The 16,766-nt window shown below is 61.3% G+C and carries 15 protein-coding genes; 6 read left to right on the forward strand and 9 right to left on the reverse strand.

The window, feature by feature from the left end; translation table 11 throughout:
- From AC3WN7_RS19455 to AC3WN7_RS19480, 6 genes are all read left to right on the forward strand, one after another.
- The gene (locus AC3WN7_RS19455; protein WP_102674577.1) at positions 1-1,179 is read left to right on the forward strand and encodes a lipid-transfer protein; all 1,179 of its coding nucleotides are present in this window, start codon (positions 1-3) and stop codon (positions 1,177-1,179) included.
- 10 nt (positions 1,180-1,189) lie between these two features.
- Positions 1,190-2,359, forward strand: coding sequence for an acyl-CoA dehydrogenase family protein (locus tag AC3WN7_RS19460; protein WP_102674578.1), 1,170 nt, complete (start codon positions 1,190-1,192; stop codon positions 2,357-2,359).
- A 65-nt stretch (positions 2,360-2,424) separates the two neighbouring features.
- Positions 2,425-3,630 carry an acyl-CoA dehydrogenase family protein gene (locus AC3WN7_RS19465; protein WP_102674579.1) on the forward strand — a complete coding sequence of 402 codons (1,206 nt, stop codon included), beginning with the start codon at positions 2,425-2,427 and terminating at the stop codon, positions 3,628-3,630.
- Positions 3,627-4,763: an acyl-CoA dehydrogenase family protein gene (locus tag AC3WN7_RS19470; RefSeq protein ID WP_102674580.1), complete on the forward strand. Its 1,137-nt coding sequence runs from the start codon at positions 3,627-3,629 to the stop codon at positions 4,761-4,763. Before AC3WN7_RS19465 ends, AC3WN7_RS19470 begins: the two co-directional genes overlap by 4 nt.
- 227 nt (positions 4,764-4,990) lie before the next feature.
- Positions 4,991-6,673: a class I adenylate-forming enzyme family protein gene (locus AC3WN7_RS19475; protein ID WP_102674581.1), complete on the forward strand. Its 1,683-nt coding sequence runs from the start codon at positions 4,991-4,993 to the stop codon at positions 6,671-6,673.
- A gap of 92 nt (positions 6,674-6,765) precedes the next feature.
- Positions 6,766-8,148 (forward strand): DUF1329 domain-containing protein, encoded by a 1,383-nt coding sequence (locus AC3WN7_RS19480; RefSeq protein ID WP_173862100.1) that lies wholly within the window; start codon positions 6,766-6,768, stop codon positions 8,146-8,148.
- 186 nt (positions 8,149-8,334) lie between these two features.
- Here AC3WN7_RS19480 and AC3WN7_RS19485 read toward each other — a convergent pair whose 3' ends face one another.
- From AC3WN7_RS19485 to cysD, 9 genes are all read right to left on the reverse strand, one after another.
- Positions 8,335-8,790 (reverse strand): nuclear transport factor 2 family protein, encoded by a 456-nt coding sequence (locus AC3WN7_RS19485; protein WP_102674583.1) that lies wholly within the window; start codon positions 8,788-8,790, stop codon positions 8,335-8,337.
- Positions 8,791-8,877: 87 nt separating this feature from the next.
- Complete coding sequence (locus AC3WN7_RS19490; protein WP_102674584.1) at positions 8,878-9,669, reverse strand: SDR family oxidoreductase; 792 nt, start codon at positions 9,667-9,669, stop codon at positions 8,878-8,880.
- Between the two features lie 40 nt (positions 9,670-9,709).
- Positions 9,710-10,177 (reverse strand): SRPBCC domain-containing protein, encoded by a 468-nt coding sequence (locus tag AC3WN7_RS19495; protein WP_102674585.1) that lies wholly within the window; start codon positions 10,175-10,177, stop codon positions 9,710-9,712.
- Between the two features lie 20 nt (positions 10,178-10,197).
- Positions 10,198-10,653, reverse strand: coding sequence for a nuclear transport factor 2 family protein (locus AC3WN7_RS19500; RefSeq protein WP_102674586.1), 456 nt, complete (start codon positions 10,651-10,653; stop codon positions 10,198-10,200).
- Between the two features lie 21 nt (positions 10,654-10,674).
- The gene (locus AC3WN7_RS19505) at positions 10,675-11,391 is read right to left on the reverse strand and encodes an EthD domain-containing protein (RefSeq protein WP_102674587.1); all 717 of its coding nucleotides are present in this window, start codon (positions 11,389-11,391) and stop codon (positions 10,675-10,677) included.
- Between the two features lie 18 nt (positions 11,392-11,409).
- Entirely contained in the window at positions 11,410-12,597 is a 1,188-nt protein-coding gene (locus AC3WN7_RS19510) for a sulfotransferase family protein (protein WP_102674588.1), read from the reverse strand.
- Positions 12,594-13,706, reverse strand: a complete 1,113-nt coding sequence (locus tag AC3WN7_RS19515; protein ID WP_102674589.1) for a DUF1214 domain-containing protein — start codon at positions 13,704-13,706, stop codon at positions 12,594-12,596. The genes AC3WN7_RS19510 and AC3WN7_RS19515 overlap by 4 nt, the downstream gene beginning before the upstream one ends.
- A gap of 120 nt (positions 13,707-13,826) precedes the next feature.
- On the reverse strand, positions 13,827-15,740 hold the full coding sequence (gene cysN, locus AC3WN7_RS19520; protein ID WP_102674590.1) for a sulfate adenylyltransferase subunit CysN: 1,914 nt from the start codon (positions 15,738-15,740) through the stop codon (positions 13,827-13,829).
- Positions 15,740-16,747, reverse strand: coding sequence for a sulfate adenylyltransferase subunit CysD (cysD, locus tag AC3WN7_RS19525; protein WP_331459851.1), 1,008 nt, complete (start codon positions 16,745-16,747; stop codon positions 15,740-15,742). Before cysD ends, cysN begins: the two co-directional genes overlap by 1 nt.
- Between the last annotated feature and the right edge of the window lie 19 nt (positions 16,748-16,766).

Below are 16,766 nucleotides of genomic sequence, written 5' to 3' on the forward strand. Positions count from 1 at the left end.
ATGACTGATTCATCGATTTCCGGGCGTGCCGCGATCGTAGGTCTAGGCGCAACCGAATTTTCCAAGAACTCCGGACGCACCGAATTGCGCCTGGCCCTGGAGGCCACCTTGAGCGCGCTCAAGGACGCCGGCATCGATCCGTCCGAGGTCGAGGGCTTCAGCTCCTACTCGGTGGACAAGGTCCCGGAGTATGAAATCGCCCGACTGCTGGGGTGCAAGGACGTCAAGTTTTTCTCGCAAGTGCCCCATGGCGGCGGTGCGGCCTGCGGACCGGTGATGCACGCGGCGATGGCCGTGGCCACTGGGATGGCAAAAGTGGTGGTGGTGTATCGGGCCATGAACGAGCGTTCCTGGTATCGCTTCGGTACCGGCAGCTACGGCTTCGCTTCGGCACCGACCTTCGACAACGTCAACTACGGCTGGTACATGCCCCACGGCTTCCATACACCGGCGGCCTGGGTCGGGATGTTCGCCCAGCGCTACATGCACACCTATGGCGCTACCAGCGAAGACTTCGGTCGGATCGCAGTGGCGGCGCGGGATTTTGCCGCGACCAACCCCCAAGCGTTTTTCCACGGCAAGCCGATCACCCTGGAAGAACACCAGGCCTCGCGCTGGATCTGCGAACCGCTGCATCTGCTCGATTGCTGCCAGGAATCCGATGGCGCCGTGGCGATGGTCATTACTTCGGCCGAGCGCGCCCGTGACCTGCGGCAGAAACCGGTGACCATCAAGGCCGGCTCCCAAGGCATCAGCCACGGCCAGCAGAGCATGACCTCGTTCTACCGCGACGACATCACCGGGCTACCGGAAATGGGTGTGGTCGCCCGCGAGCTGTATCGCCAGTCCGGCCTCGGTCCCGAGTCTTTCCAGACCGCCGTGATTTATGACCACTTCACCCCGTTCGTGCTGCCACAGCTGGAAGAGTTCGGCTTTGCCAAACGCGGCGAAGCCAAGGAATTCATCCGTGCCGGGCACCACGCCCGTGGCGGCAAACTGCCGATCAACACCCACGGCGGGCAACTGGGCGAAGCCTATATCCACGGCATGAACGGCATCGCCGAAGCGGTGCGCCAGGTGCGTGGCACGGCGGTCAACCAGGTGGAGGATGTGCAGAACGTGCTGGTCACCGCCGGCACCGGCGTACCCACCAGCGGCCTGATTCTCGGCGCAGCCTAAGGAGCAGCAGATGTTCGTCGACCTCACTCCCGAACAACATGCCCTGCGCCACAAGGTGCGGGACTATTTCCAGGCCCTGATGACTCCGGACATGCGCGAGCAGTTGCGCGGCAAGGAAGGCGGCGAGCTGTTTCGCCAGACCATCCGCCAGATGGGTCGCGACGGCTGGCTTGCGGTCGGCTGGCCGAAGGCCCATGGCGGCCAGGGTTACGCCGCCACCGAACAGTTGATCTTCTTCGAAGAAGCCAACATCGCCGGCGCGCCGCTGCCGTTCGTGACCATCAGTACCGTGGGTCCGGCCTTGATGGCTCACGGTAGCGAGCTGCAGAAAGAACGTTTCCTGCCCGGCATTGCCGCAGGCGAGATCATGTTCGCCATCGGCTACTCGGAACCGGAAGCCGGCAGTGACCTGGCGGTGCTGAAAACCAGCGCCCGCCAGGACGACGAAGGCTTCGTGGTCAATGGCAACAAACTGTGGACCTCGGGTGCCGAATCGGCCGACTTCGTCTGGCTGGCGGCCCGTACCGACCCGACCCAGGCACGGCACAAAGGCATTTCGCTGCTGATCGTCGACACCACGACACCGGGCTTCTCCCACACCTTGATTCCCACCACCAGCATTCCGACCACGGCCACCTATTACGACAACGTGCGGGTGCCCAACGAGATGCTGGTGGGCGAGTTGCACGGTGGCTGGAAGATGATCACCTCGCAGCTGAACCACGAACGCCTCGGCCTGGGCACCTGGTCGGACAAGGTGGTGGCGCTGTTTCGCCGGGTCTACCTGTGGGCGCGGGCCCGCGACGAGCAGGGGCATCGGGCCATGGACAAGGCCTGGGTGCGCAGTTCGCTGGCCGAGTGTTATGCGCGGCTGGAGGCGATGCGCCTGATCAATATGCGCATCGCCGCCGACCTCGAACGCGAGCGCATGGACGTGGCACTGAGTTCGACCACCAAAGTGTTCGGCTCGGAGTCGGCCATCGAGATCCTGCGCAAGCTGGCGGCGATCCTCGGCGCCAATGGTTCGATGCGCAGCGGCTCGGCGGCGACGCTGCTGCAGGGCGAGCTGGAATACGAATTGCGCAGTTCGGTGACCCTGACCTTTGGCGGTGGCACCAATGAAATCCAGCGCGAGCTGATCGCGCAGTTTGGCCTCGGCATGCCGCGCACCCAACGCTGACGCTGGTCCATCAAAAACAAAAACCGTACTCGCCCCGGATCCGGGGCGGGTCGAAGGGGACTTTCATGAGCACTATCGAGCAATTCAGGCACGACACCCGTGCCTGGCTGGAGGCTAACTGCCCGCTGTCGATGCGCACCGGCATGGCTGAAGGCGATGTGGTGTGGGGCAGTCAGAACCCGCAGTTTCCCTGCGAAGACGCGCGCCTGTGGTTCGAGCGCATGCGCGACAAGCGCTGGTTCTGTCCCGAGTGGCCTGAGGAATACGGCGGCGCTGGCCTGAGCGACGAACAACTGGCTGTGCTGGAAAGCGAGATGCGCCGCCTCAAGTGCCGGCCGCCACAGATCAACCTCGGTATCTGGATGCTCGGGCCGGTGCTGCTGGCCTTTGGCAGCGAGCAACAGAAACGCGATCTGCTGCCGCCGATTGCCCGCGGCGAAGTGCGCTGGTGCCAAGGCTTCTCCGAGCCGAACGCCGGTTCCGACCTGGCCAGCCTGAAAATGGCCGCCCGTGATGCCGGCGATCACTTTGTAGTGGACGGCAGCAAAATCTGGACTTCCTATGGCGACAAATCCGACTGGATGTATGCCCTGGTGCGCACCGACTTCAGCGCGCCGAAACATGAAGGCATCAGCCTGATTGTGCTGGACATGCGCAGCCCCGGCGTCAAGCCGCAGCCGATCGATTTGATCAGCGGCAAATCGGCGTTCTGCCAGGTGTTCTTCGACAGCGTGAAAGTGCCCAAGAGCCAGTTGATCGGGCCGTTGAACGGCGGCTGGAATCTGGCCAAGTACCTGTTGCAACACGAACGCAAGGCGATGTCGAAGTTCGGCGAGTTCAGCCTGCCGTCGCACTTCGACCTGCTGGCTCTGATGCGCGAATACGTGCCGGCGCCCCGGAGTCAGAGCGAACACGCCTTGCAGGCACGGGCCACGGCCTGTGCGATGAACGAGCATGCCTACAACCTGACCGTGCAGCGCATGGGGGAAGAGGCGCGGGCCGGCGACGACATCGGCGGCCTGATGTCGATCATGAAACTGGTGCACACCGAACAGGAACGCGACAAGTTCGAAGTGCTGCTCGATGCCATGGGCGGGCATGCCTTTGGCTGGGAGAGCGCGGCATTCAGCGAGCAGCAACTGGCGGTGACTCGCTCCTGGTTGAACAGCTATGCGCTGACCATTTCCGGCGGGTCCTCGGAGGTCCAACTGAACGTCATCGCCAAGCGCGTGCTGGGCTTGCCCGACGCTAAAAAAGGAGTCACCCCATGAGCCTGCGTTATAGCGATGAACAGCGTTTGCTGGCTGACAGCGCCCGGGACTTTCTCGCGGCCCGCAGCCCGGTCAGTGCCCAGCGTCGACTGCGCGATGGTGCGGTGGAGCCGGGTTTCGATGCGCAGTTGTGGAGGGACGCGGTCGACCTGGGCTGGAGCGCGATTCCGTTTCCGGAAGACTTCGGCGGCCTGGATTTCGGTTGCAAGGGCCTTGGGCCGATCTTCGAATCCATGGGCCGCAACCTGTCCGCCACGCCGCTGTTGTCCAGCGTGGTACTCGGCGGTTCGCTGGTGCTTCTGGCGGGCAACTCGGCGCAACAGACGCGCTGGTTGCAAGCTGTGATTGGTGGCGAACAGCGCCTGGCCCTGGCCGTGGACGAACACTCGCGCCACGACCCGAGCCGCATTGCCCTGGAGGCGAAAATCGAAGGGCAGGGCTATCGCTTGCACGGCGACAAGTACTGGGTGGTCGATGGTCTGGGTGCCGATGCCTATGTGGTGGCGGCGCGCACGTCCGGGCAGCCGGGCGACACGCACGGCATCAGCCTGTTCCTGGTGCCGGCCGATACACCGGGTTTGACCGTCAGCGTCTTGCCTCTGATCGACTCGCGCAACAGCGCACGCCTGCAACTGGATCAGGTGCAATTGGGTAGCGAAGCGCTGCTGGGCACCCTGGGCGAGGGCTGGGCCGCGCTGGAAACCGCGCTGGACCGTGGCCGCACCTGCCTGGCGGCGGAGCTGCTGGGGATGGCCGAGCAACTGTTCGAAACCACCCTGGAGTACCTCAAGACCCGTGTGCAGTTCGACACACCCATTGGCACCTTCCAGGTCCTGCAACATCGCGCTGCACAAATGTACATCGACCTGACACTGAGCCGCAGCGCGCTGATGGCCGCGCTGGCGACCCTGGATGACGCCAGCCTCGACACCGGGGCACGGGTTCGACTGGTCAGCCTGGCGAAATGGAAGGCCGGCGACACGGCGGTCAAGGTGGCCAACGAAGCCGTGCAGATGCACGGCGGCATTGGCGTCACCGACGAGCTGGATGTCGGCCTGTACCTCAAGCGTGTCCGCGTGGCGCAGAGCTGCCTGGGCGATCGGGATTTCCATTGCGAACGGTATTCGGCGTAGGGGCCAGCGGGCGGTGTTCCCGATACACCGCGTCATCGTTCTTCGCGGGCAAGCCCGCTCCCACAAGGATCACGTGTGTACCCAGCACGCGAGCACGACTCACCACCCTGTGGGAGCGGGCTTGCCCGCGATGGCGGAGTGCCAGGTCATGCAGATGTTGAATGTACCGGCCCTTCGCGGGCAAGCCCGCTCCCACAAGTCTTTCTGCTGTTCTGGAGAAAACAAAAATGAGCATTGAACGCTGGCAAACCGCGTGGCGGCAACTGATCGCCCCCGGTGCGCCGTTTGAGGTGGTGACGCCCGATGACGGCGCGCCACGCTACTTCCGTCACGCCGCGCATGACCTGCTGCAGGTGATTGACGCCGGTCGAGTCCACGGCGACCGTGAGTTCCTGATCTGGCAGGCGCAGCGCCTGACCTTCAACCAGTTCTTCGATCAGGTCGACCACCTGGCCGGGCAGATGGTGGCCCGTTTTGGCTTGCAACCGGGTGAGCGGGTGGCGATTGCCATGCGCAACCAGCCGGCGTGGCTGGTGGCCTTCGCCGCCATCCAGCGCTGCGGTGGTGTGTGTGTGCCGCTGAACAGTTGGGGCCTGCGCGATGAGTTGCAATACGCTTTGCAAGACAGCGGTTCGCGCCTGCTGCTGTGCGACGAAGCGCGCCTCGATACCCTGCGCGAAGACCTGGCCCGTGAGCAGCGAGCCACGATCGTCGTCGGGGCCCACGAAGTAACGTTGCCCGAGTACTGCCTGCGTTTCGAAGACTTGATCAGCGCCCCGTCATTGCCGTTGCCTGCGCTGGAAATCGATCCCGACGCGCCGGCACTGATCCTTTACACCTCCGGCACCACCAGTCGCGCCAAGGGTGCAGTGTCCAGTCACCGGGCGATCTGCCAGGCGCTGACCGCGCTGGATTTCCAGGGCGCGTTTTGCGCCATGAGTTCGCCTGAGCGTATCGGCGTGGTGATCAACAGCGGCTATCCGCCCACTACTCTGGCGGCAGTGCCGCTGTTCCATGTCAGCGGCTTGCATGCGCAGTTCTTGTCGGCATTACGCGGCGGTCGGCGCTTGATGCTGATGTACAAGTGGGATGTCGAACGCGCCATTGATCTGATACGCGACGAGCGCTGCACCCAGTTCAACGGGGCGCCGGTGATGATGCAGCAACTACTCGCCTCGCAGCGCTTTGGCAGTGAGCACACCGCCAGCCTGTTCGGTTTGGGCCTGGGTGGCGGCGCATCGTCCGCGAGCGTGCTCGACGACATGCTCAAGATCAAGCCCGATGTCATTGGCGGTGCCGGCTACGGCCTGACCGAAAGCAATGGCATTGGGGCGGCGATTGGTGGCGATCAGTTTGTCTACAAGCCGGCGACGGCGGGGTGGGCGTTGCCGATCGTCGATATTCGCATCGGTGACAGCCCTGACCAGCCGCAGTCGGCGGGCACTCGCGGGGTGATCTGGCTGCGTTCGCCGACCCTGATGAGCGCCTACTGGAAGCTGCCCGAGTCCACGGCGCAAAGCCTGCGCGACGGTTGGCTCGACACTGGCGATATCGGTTATCTCGACGATGAGGGTTTCCTCAGTATCACCGGCCGGGTCAAGGAGCTGATCAACCGTGGTGGGGAGAAGATTTCCGCCGCTGAAGTCGAAACCTGCGTCCTCGATATGCCCGGTGTCCTGGAAGCGGCGGCATTCGCCATCGCTGACCCGTTGCTGGGTGAGACCGTGGGGCTGGCCGTGCATGGCCAGGCCTCGACGCTGCCCCAAGAGGCGAAAATCTGCGCATTCATCGCCGAGCGCCTGGCCGCCTACAAGGTGCCGACGCAGGTCTATCGGGTACTCGAACCCTTGCCACGCAATGCCACCGGCAAGGTGCTCAAGGCACAGCTGCAAGAAAAGTTGGGCGCATAACGCCGCCTTAGTCTTTCCGGACGATGTCGGGGCCGGCAGAACACGAACAATAGACCCATACCACAAAGCCTTATCAGCGTAGGAGGCAGTACATGAAAATAACAAGAACAGGTCTCATGCTCGCGGTCGCAGTCACAGCCAATAGTGGGCTGATGGGTGCTGCGCACGCCGCGGTGTCACCTCAGGAAGCCGCCAAACTGGGCAAGGAGCTGACCTGTGTCGGCGCCGAGCAAGCCGGCAATGCCGAGGGCACCATTCCGCCGTACACCGGCAAATACCTGGGCGAAGTGCCAGGCTGGAATCATGTGAAGTATTCCGGTGATCAACCGGTCGATCCCTACGCGGCGGAGAAGCCGGTCCTGGTGATCACTGCACAGAACATGAGCCAGTACGAGTCGCACCTGACCGAAGGGCAGAAGACCCTGCTGAAGAAGTACCCGACCACCTACAAGATGAACATCTACCCCGGCCACCGGGATTTCCGCTACCCCGATTACGTCTGCCGCCGAGCGATGGACAATGCGCTGCACGCCAAGCTGGTCAACGACGGTGCAGGTTTCACCGGGATCGGCCAGATACCGTTCCCAATCCCCAAAAACGGCATGGAATTGCTGTGGAATCACCAATTGCCGGCACGTGCCTACACCGAGGAAAAAACCTCCGACCTGGCGTCGGTCCTGCCCAACGGCAGCATTGGCTGGGGGCGTGCCTACGCGCGTAACCTGTCGCCGACCAACTCACCGACCGTTGACTCAACGGACGGCGATGTGATTGCGTCCTTCAGCAACAACATGACCCTGAAACCGGCTCGCGACAACGGTACCCTCAGCATTGCCCATGAACCCTACAACTTCGGCACCGGTACGCGTCAGGCCTGGTCCTACAGCCCGTCGACGCGCCGCGTCAGACAGCTGCCAGGCTACGGTTTCGATCAGCCGATGATCGGTACCAACGGCACCATGACCGTCGACGAAGACCGCTTGTACAACGGTTCACCGGAGCGCTTCACCTGGAAACTGATCGGCAAGCGCGAAATCTACAGCCCGGCCAACGCATTCAAGCCCAACGCCGGGACCGTGAAGTACGCCGACATCCTGACGCCCAACCATCCCAACCCGGACTTCATGCGTTATGAGTTGCGTCGGGTGTGGGTCCTGGAGGCCGACTTGAAGGAAGGCTATCGCCATGTCTATAGCAAACGGGTGCTGTTCATCGACGAGGACACCTGGCACTCGGTCATGGCCGACAACTACGATGCCCGTGGGCAGCTGTGGAAACACGCCATGATCAACTACTACTACCACCCCGACATGAGCAGCTGGCAGGCCGGTTCGCAGTTCTTCATGGACTTGAACTCCGGCCAGTACACCGGCTACGGCATGACCAACGAATCGAAGAAGGGCCCGATCCTCAACGAAGGCAAGTTCACCCCGGACCAATACACCGCGGATGCGGCGCGGGCAATCGGGCGGTAAGCTTTGGGTCGTTGCAATGACAAAAGCCCTATCGGATTGCGATGGGGCTTTTTTTTGGTTCACGAAACTCCAGTAGGAGCGAGCTTGCTCGCGATGGTCGTCAACGATGACGCTCGGCACCTGACACCCCTCGGCGTTCTCAGGTTCATCGCGTGCAAGCTCGCTCCTACAGCAGGGGAAAGTCAGTCAGTTGATCGGCTGAGAGGTGATCAACCATTGGGGATCCAGCGGGCCGATGATCTCCAGCAGCCGTTTGTAACCGGTACGGAGAATGCGCCACTCGCCTTGTATCTTGACGTAGCTATCCTCGTAGATCGCGCTGCCGTTAAGCAGGGTCTGCTTATCGAGGTTGATGAACAAGTCGTTGAGGTACCAGAGGCCGGTGGCTTCATCACCGTTGACCACAATTTCCGGGGTGTGGCCGTTGTGCATGCCGAAACGGCGGTTGGTGAAGTTGGTGCGGTAGAACTCGATGGCCTGGTCCAGTCCATTGAGTTCGAGCTGGTAGGTCGGGCTTTGGAAGCTGATCTTCACCTCGGGTGCGAGGATGCTGCGCAGTAGTTCGAGGTTGCAGGTATCGATACCTCGAAAATAGCGGGCTTTGAGCTGTTTGATTTGCTCGATGGCAACGAGATCCAGCATGTTAGTAATCTCCAAGGGGAGGGCGATGGCCACACGGGTATCGGGTGGCCGTCGGAAAGAGGCAACGTTCTTGTCGACTTGAAGTGCTTAGCAGGGCAGAAAGTGACCGCCGTTGACGTCCAGTTGCGCGCCGGTAATGACCTTTGCGTAGTCACTCGCCAGGTACAGGGCGGCCATGGCGCAGTCGTTGTCTTCGGGGATCTTGCGCAACGCAATCTGCTGGGCGACCTGGTCGACCAGCGACTCCATCGGGACGCCCAGGCGCTTGGCTTCGCTCTCGAAGTAGCCGATCACCGGTGCGCCCCACATCCAGCCCATGAAGGTGGAGTTGACGCGGATGCCGAACGGGCCGAGATCCTGGGCCAGGTACTGCACGGCGGTTTTCAACGCACCCTTGGAGACGGCATAGCCGGATTCCAGCTGGTTGGGGGTGCGGGTGGCCATGGTGTTGATCATGACGATGCTGCCCGACTTCTGTTTCTTCATCTGCGGCAGCACGGATTGGGTCATCTGCATGGTGCCGAACAGGTTGACGTCCATCGCCTTGCGCCAGTCGTCCATTGACGAGTCGGAGGAACTGCCCCAGGCGCCATGGGCGTAGGCAGAGTTGATCAATACGTCGATCTGGCCAAAGTGCTCGATCGTCAGGTCGGCGAGCGTCTGGCACTGTTCGGCCTGGGTGATGTCGGTGGGGACTTTCAGGACCTGTGTGCTGTAGCCGGCGTCGCGGATGGCCTTTTCAGCCTGGTCCAGCATGGCAGGGGTGCGGGTGGCCAACACCACGGCCTTCGCCTGATACTCCGCGGCACGCACGGCCAGCTTGATACCCAGACCAGGGCCGATACCGGAAATAATGACGACTTTATCTTTTAGCAACATGGCAATTACCTTCTTATTGTTTTGATAGGGAATGGGGCGTTCAGGTGCGACTGGCGTGCAGTTCTTCGGCACGTCGTTTCAGATCCAGGGCCATCTGGTCGAAGCCGATTTTTACCCAGGCACCGTGTTCACGCATGATCGTGTCCTGGTTCAGGCCCAGGAAAATATCAGTGGTGAAATAGCTGCAGCGGTTGGCATCGATGGCCTTGATGTACTGATCGCGGCGGGCGGCGTCCATGTTTTCCGGGACGGGGCGCTGCTCCCAGGACAACAGTTGCTCGGAGTCGCAGGCCACGAGGTATTCGAAGACCGGAACGGTTTCGCCGGTATCGGGGGTCAGTACCTGCATATGCACCTCGTCGCCGATCTGCAGGCCGCACTGAATGTTCGGACAGAAGCTGTTCCACTGGTGGTAATTGTCCAGATCAATAAGTACTTCCCAGACCACCCGGGCGGGGGCATTAATTTCCACCGTGTGGGAGGTGACTATGTTTTCTGCTCTTGCCATGACTGTCTCCTGTTGTTCATTCAGTTGATGGGTCTGGAGGTGATCTGCAGCTGTTCGCTCAAGGGCTGGATGGTCTCGAGCAGGGTTTTGTAGCCCGTCTCGGCGATCATCCAGCGCTCGTCGCGCTTGATGTAGCGATCCTGGTAGATCGCGCTGCCGTGCATGTGGGTGTTGTCCTCGAGGTTGATGAACACGTAGCTCAGGTACCAGAGGGCTGTGGCCTGGTCGCCATCGACTTCGATTTCCGGGGTGTGACCGTTGTGGGTGGCCAGGCGGGTCTTGGTGAACGAGGTGCGATAGAAGTCCAGCGCATCGCCCAGACCATTGACGTGGAACTCGTAGGCAGGGCTTTTGAACGACAGGGCGACGTCCTCGGTGAGCATGCCTTGGAGCATCTCGATATTGCAGGTGTCGATGGCGCGGAAATAGCGCGCCTTGAGCTGTTTGATCAGCTCGATTGCTTCTAGATCCAACATGTGAAGCCTCCTTGGGGCCACTCAGGCACTGAGCTGGTACTCGCTGGTGAGGATGCAGTCGATCTTCTCGAAGTCGATGAATTTGCTGGTCGATTCGTACATCGCCTGCTGGCGCTGCGCGCATTTTTCCGGGTCGCCCAGGGCGGCGAAAAAACCTTGCGGATTGCCGATGGCCTCGGGCGGGAAGTTTTCTTCGACGATGGCGTGCAGCACCGGTGCACCGAAGGTAAGCGCCCGTGCCACGGTGTTCTGCCGGTAGCCGAAGATCGATTGCAGCGGATAGGCATTAGGCCCGTGCCCGTTGCGCCAGGTGTCGTACCATTGCTCGTAGCTCAACCGGTGGGGTTTGTGCAGCAGCGCCACCTGATTCATGCCGGGCGTGCGCTCGCCGACCGGCACCCGGTACTGGACAGCGCGGGCCTGGCGCTCCTCGGGGTACGGCTCGGATTCCACCACCAGATAAGCCTCCAGGCGGCTGGTCAAAGGCGCCACGAGTGCTTTGATGGCGGGCCAGTGCGAGGCACTGTCCAGCCACAACGAAAGCAGCCCATCCAAGGGCGCGGCGCTATTGGTGATGCGCTGCGTCGAGGCGGCGGCCACCGCCTCATCGACCAGCATGACGCGGATGTTTTTTGCACCGGCTGCAGCCAATGCGTCGCGTAGGCCGAGCAAATCCGGACGCCATTGCTCGGCGCCGGGTTGTGCCGGCTTCCACAAGGTCAACATGATTTTTTCCATGATTTCTCCAGCTTGCGTTCAGTGATTGACGCTCAGGTGCCGGGCGCGATATTCGCTGTAGTCCTGGGTCATCTGCGCCTCGTTCAGACCGAAGCGTTCCAGGCTGTAGTCATGGCTGGCACGTTTTTCCCGGCTGTTTTGCGACAGCCATCCCTGCGCGTCGGCGCGGGCCTTATCGGTAAATGGCAGATTGGCGAAGGCGTAGACCTTTTCCAGCACTTGCAGCGGCTGCTTCACGGTGTCGGCGAAGTGGATGTCGAGAAAGCGCTCGGCCGCATGCTGCTCGCGAACCTGCATGGTGTGACGGATGCCACGCGCCATGCGGTTGTTCCACTGCTCACCGGCGGCTTTCGGGTCCGGGTTGTCGCTGTACATCTGCCACAGGGTGTGGGCCATGCTGGCCATCGACGGGATGGTCTGGGCCGGTTCACGGTGGGTCAGAATCACCTGCGCCTTGGGGAAGACATCCAGCAGCAGATCCAGGGTGTGCAGGTGTTGGGGGGCTTTGAGCAGCCAGCGTTGACCCGTCGGCTCACCCCGTTGTTGTTTCTGCCACTGCAAGAACTGCAGCATTTTCTTCAGTTGGGTGTAGACCGGTCGCTGGTCTTGCTGGTCCAGCCAGCGGGTGTAGCTGGGTACATTGACATAGGCGTCCATGGCGCACATGAACGAGTGTTCCATGAGCATGAACTCTTCGTCGCAGAGCATGGCATCCAGCGGGTGGATCGCGAGGATCTGCGGGATCACCTCGGCCATCAGATCGACCTCGGCCTTGGCCTGGGCGATGCGCTTGGCCGGCGCAGCCAGGGTTTCGTCATTCAGCGGTGCCGGAAAGCGAGTTTCCCACCAAGCGGCAGAGTAGAAGCGTGGGTCGACCGCCAGCGTGCGCTGAAGCATGGTGGTGCCGGTGCGTGGCAGGCCGACGATGACCAGTGGATCGTCGATTTGTATCTGGGTTATTTCCGGATGACGGCTCAGGTAGTCTTCCATCACCAGGCGGTTGACCAGTTGCCCGACCAACCTTTCTTCCAGCAAATACAGGCCGGTCTGCGACAGCCCGGCCTCGGTAGCCAGGGCATCGAGTAGCGCCTGCAGGGACGCACGGTAGTTGTCATCGCCAAAATGGCTCAGGCCGTTGGTGCGCGCGACGGCGCTGGCCAACAGTTTGTCGACAGTCAGATCTTCAATTCGGGTGTGCGCGTTCATACGGCCTCCGCGACGGCAGAGACGTTTACAACGCGAGTGGTGGGGTGGCATTGCTCCTGGGCGCCGACCCAACGCAGGCAGAGCGTGCCCTGGCGTACGCCGGCGGTTTGCAGCCAGTTACTCACCCCTGGGTCCAGCTTACTGAGTACAAGCGTCACGCCACCGTTGTCATCGTACTGGGCCTGGTGCTTGTTGAAGCAGATCTGGTGGTAGCGGTAGTCCAGCGACTCCATCCAGTAATTGTTGATCTGCAAGTTCCAGAAGTCGCAGTCCGGCACTTTATCAATGTGGATGACCAGCGCCTCGTCCTCGGCCAGCGCCCAGTGCGAGTGATAGTAGAAAATGTTCGGATCGCCGCCCACTGATTGGCAGAGCGCCTGGTTGGCTGGGGGCAACTGATTGCTGTGCGGCAGGTAACTTTCGCTCCAGTCGGCGAACAGCCGGGCGGTGTTCTCCACGAAGCTCGATACTCGCGCCAGGCCTTGTTGGAACGTCGCCGGGTCAAGGGCCTGTGGCTTGGAGTCGGTGCCGATGCGCTCGATGCTCAACTTGGCCGGCACTTCGCTGCGACGGTCAAGAAACGTCTGGCGTACGATCAAGGCGTTGGTAGCGCCTTCCATTTTCAGCCAGTTGCCCGTTTGCGGTTCGCTGCTGAGGATGATTTCGAAATTGCCCTGGTCATCGGCCTGTAACTGGCTGGCATCGATGAAACCGGTCTGGATCAGGGTACCGTCGGTTTCATAACCGCCTTTCTGGGTGCCAAAGCTCAGGTAGGCGACACTGCCGCGCTGGCCTTTGATGCGGTAATCCAGCGTGCCGTCCAGGCGCGAGTACTCATAGAGGTTGTCCGGGTTGTCGGCACCAATTTTCGCGGTCTCGTGGGAGGTCTTGAAGAAACTGGGAAACGCCGGATCGGCAAACTCGATGTGCATCTCCAGGCCGATGCGCAGCAGGCGCGTGAGGTAGCGGAAGCCTTCGGCGCGGGTGGCTGCATCAGCGGGTGCTTCGGGACGCAGAATCTGCTCGCCGCAGCGCTTGAGGTGATCGCAGAATGTGGCCCAGGTCTGGCCACTCAACAGCTGTTGTTCGTCAATAGAGCTGATTGTCATTGTTAGACTCTCTTGATTAGGCGAACCCGGATCGTGAGCGCTTGCGCAGGGGCGCTCGAGCCAGATTCATCGGCCCCTGACAGGGGCACGGTTAAATGCCCGGCGAACCGGGCGCCAGGGTTAGAGTTCCTTACCGATGAAGCCGCGCTCGGTCAGCACCTCGATGATCCGGTCCACTGCACCCTCCGGCGTCAGCTTGCTGGTCTGGATATGGATGTCTGGCTTGCTCGGCACCTCATAAGGCGAGTCGATGCCTGTGAAGTTTTTCAACTCGCCGCGGCGGACTTTCTTGTACAGGCCCTTGGGGTCGCGCTCTTCGGCCACGGCCAGCGGTGTGTCGACGAAGATCTCGATGAACTCGCCTTCCTGCAGCAGCCCACGTGCCATCTCGCGCTCGGAGCGGAACGGCGAGATGAAGGCTGTCAACACGATCATCCCGGCATCCACGAACAACTTGGACACCTCGGCCACCCGGCGGATGTTCTCTACCCGGTCGGCGTCAGTGAAGCCCAGGTCGTGGTTCAAGCCGTGACGCACGTTGTCGCCGTCGAGCAAGTAGGTATGGCGGCCGCGGGCGTACAGTCGGGTTTCCAGCAGGTTGGCGATGGCCGATTTTCCAGCGCCCGACAAACCGGTGAACCACAGCAGCACCGGCTGTTGGCCCATCTGTTCGGCGCGTGCCTTCTTGTTCACATCCACGTGCTGCATATGGATGTTCTGCGAACGGCGCAGGGAGAACTCGATCAGACCTGCGCCGACGGTGGCGTTGGTCAGGCGGTCGATGAGGATGAAGCTGCCGGTTTCCCGGTTGTTCTTGTAGGGATCGAAAGCGATCGGCTGGCTGGTGAAGAGGTTGCACACGCCGATCTCGTTCAACGCCAGTTCCTTGGCCGCCAAGTGCTCCATGGTGTTGACGTTGATCTTGTACTTGGGCACCGCCAAGGTGACCGACAGCGTCTTGCCGCCAATCTTCATCAGGTATGGGCGGCCGGCGAGCATGGCCTGTTCGTGCATCCAGATCAGGCTGACCTGGAACTGGTCGGCCACGCTGGCCGGGTCTTCTGCGGTGGACAGAACATCGCCGCGGCTGCAATCGACTTCGTCGGTCAGAGTCAGGGTGATGGACTGGCCGGCCACGGCTTGTTGCAGATCACCATCGAGGGTAACGATGCGCGAGATTCGGCTCTCTTGCCCGGTTGGCAACACACGTACGCGGTCGCCGGGACGAATCATGCCGCTGGCGATGGTGCCGGTGAAACCACGGAAATCGAGGTTGGGGCGGTTGACCCACTGCACCGGCATGCGGAACGACAGTTTCTGCTGGTGCGCCTCGTCGATCTCGACGGTTTCCAGGTAGCCCATCAGCGTGGTGCCGCGGTACCAAGGCATGTGTTCGCTCTGCTCGGTGATGTTCTCACCCCGTAGCGCGGACATCGGGATGGCGGTGACATCTTGAAGATTGATCTGCTTGGCGAAGGCGCGATAGTCATCGACGATGGCGTTGAAGACTTTCTCCGAGTAGTCCATCAAGTCCATCTTGTTGACGGCCAGGACCACCTTGCGAATGCCGATCAGCGAAGCCAGATAGCTGTGACGCCTGGACTGGGTCAGCACGCCGCGTCGGGCGTCGATCATCACCACGGCCACGTCGGCCGTGGAGGCACCGGTCACCATGTTGCGAGTGTACTGCTCATGGCCTGGGGTATCGGCAACGATAAACTTGCGCAGTTCCGTGGAGAAAAAACGGTAGGCCACGTCGATGGTAATGCCTTGTTCGCGCTCGGCGGCCAGGCCGTCCACCAACAGCGCGAAGTCCAGTTCGCCACCCTGGGTGCCGTCTTTTTTCGAGTCGGCCTCCAGCGCTTCCATCTGGTCTTCGAAGAGCATTTTCGAATCGTAGAGCAGGCGTCCGATCAGCGTGCTCTTGCCATCGTCCACGCTGCCACAGGTAATGAAGCGCAGCAGGCTCTTGTGCTCGTGGGCCTTCAGGTATTGCCCGATATCCTCGGCAATCAAGTCAGATACGTGTGCCATTAGAAATACCCCTCTTGTTTTTTCTTCTCCATCGATGCGGATGAGTCGTGGTCGATCATTCGCCCCTGACGCTCGGACGTGCGGGTCAGCAGCATTTCCTGAATGATCTTGGGCAGGGTGTCGGCATCGGACTCGACGGCTCCGGTGAGCGGGTAGCAACCCAGAGTGCGGAAGCGCACGTTGCGTATCATCGGCACTTCACCCGGGTTCAGCGGCATACGTGCGTCATCGACCATGATCAGCATCCCGTCACGCTCGACTACCGGGCGCGGCGCGGCGAAATACAGCGGTACGATCGGGATGTTTTCCAGGTAGATGTATTGCCAGATGTCCAGCTCGGTCCAGTTGGACAGAGGGAACACGCGGATCGACTCGCCCTTGTGTTTACGCGTGTTGTACAGGTGCCAGAGCTCTGGACGCTGGTTCTTCGGGTCCCAGCGGTGCTGATCGGAGCGGAAGGAGAAAATCCGTTCCTTGGCACGTGATTTTTCTTCGTCGCGACGTGCGCCGCCGAAGGCCGCGTCGAAACCGTAGTGATCCAGTGCCTGTTTCAGCCCCTCGGTTTTCATGATGTCGGTGTGGATCTGCGACCCGTGCTTGAACGGACTGATGCCCATTTCAATGCCTTCGGGGTTGGTGTGGGTCAGCAGGTCGACGTTCAGCTTGGCCACCATCTGATCGCGGAAGCGATACATCTCCTGGAACTTCCAGGTGGTGTCGACATGCAGTAAAGGGAAAGGCGGCTTGGCCGGGTAGAAGGCCTTCATGGCCAGGTGCAGCATGACCGCACTGTCCTTGCCTATGGAGTAGAGCATGACCGGGTTGTCGGATTCGGCGACAACCTCGCGCATTGCCTGGATGCTTTCGGCTTCCAGTCGCTGCAGGTGGGTAAGCGTCATAGATTTTCCTCTCGCTTTTTGTTGTTGTCGTTTATCAACGTACAACTGCTGCGATTCGGACTTATGCGCGACTTGATGTTTTAACATCAGGCGCAACATCTGCAGCATGGGGTCGCGGGGCAGGGGC

It is taken from the genome of Pseudomonas sp. FW305-70 (assembly GCF_058783925.1).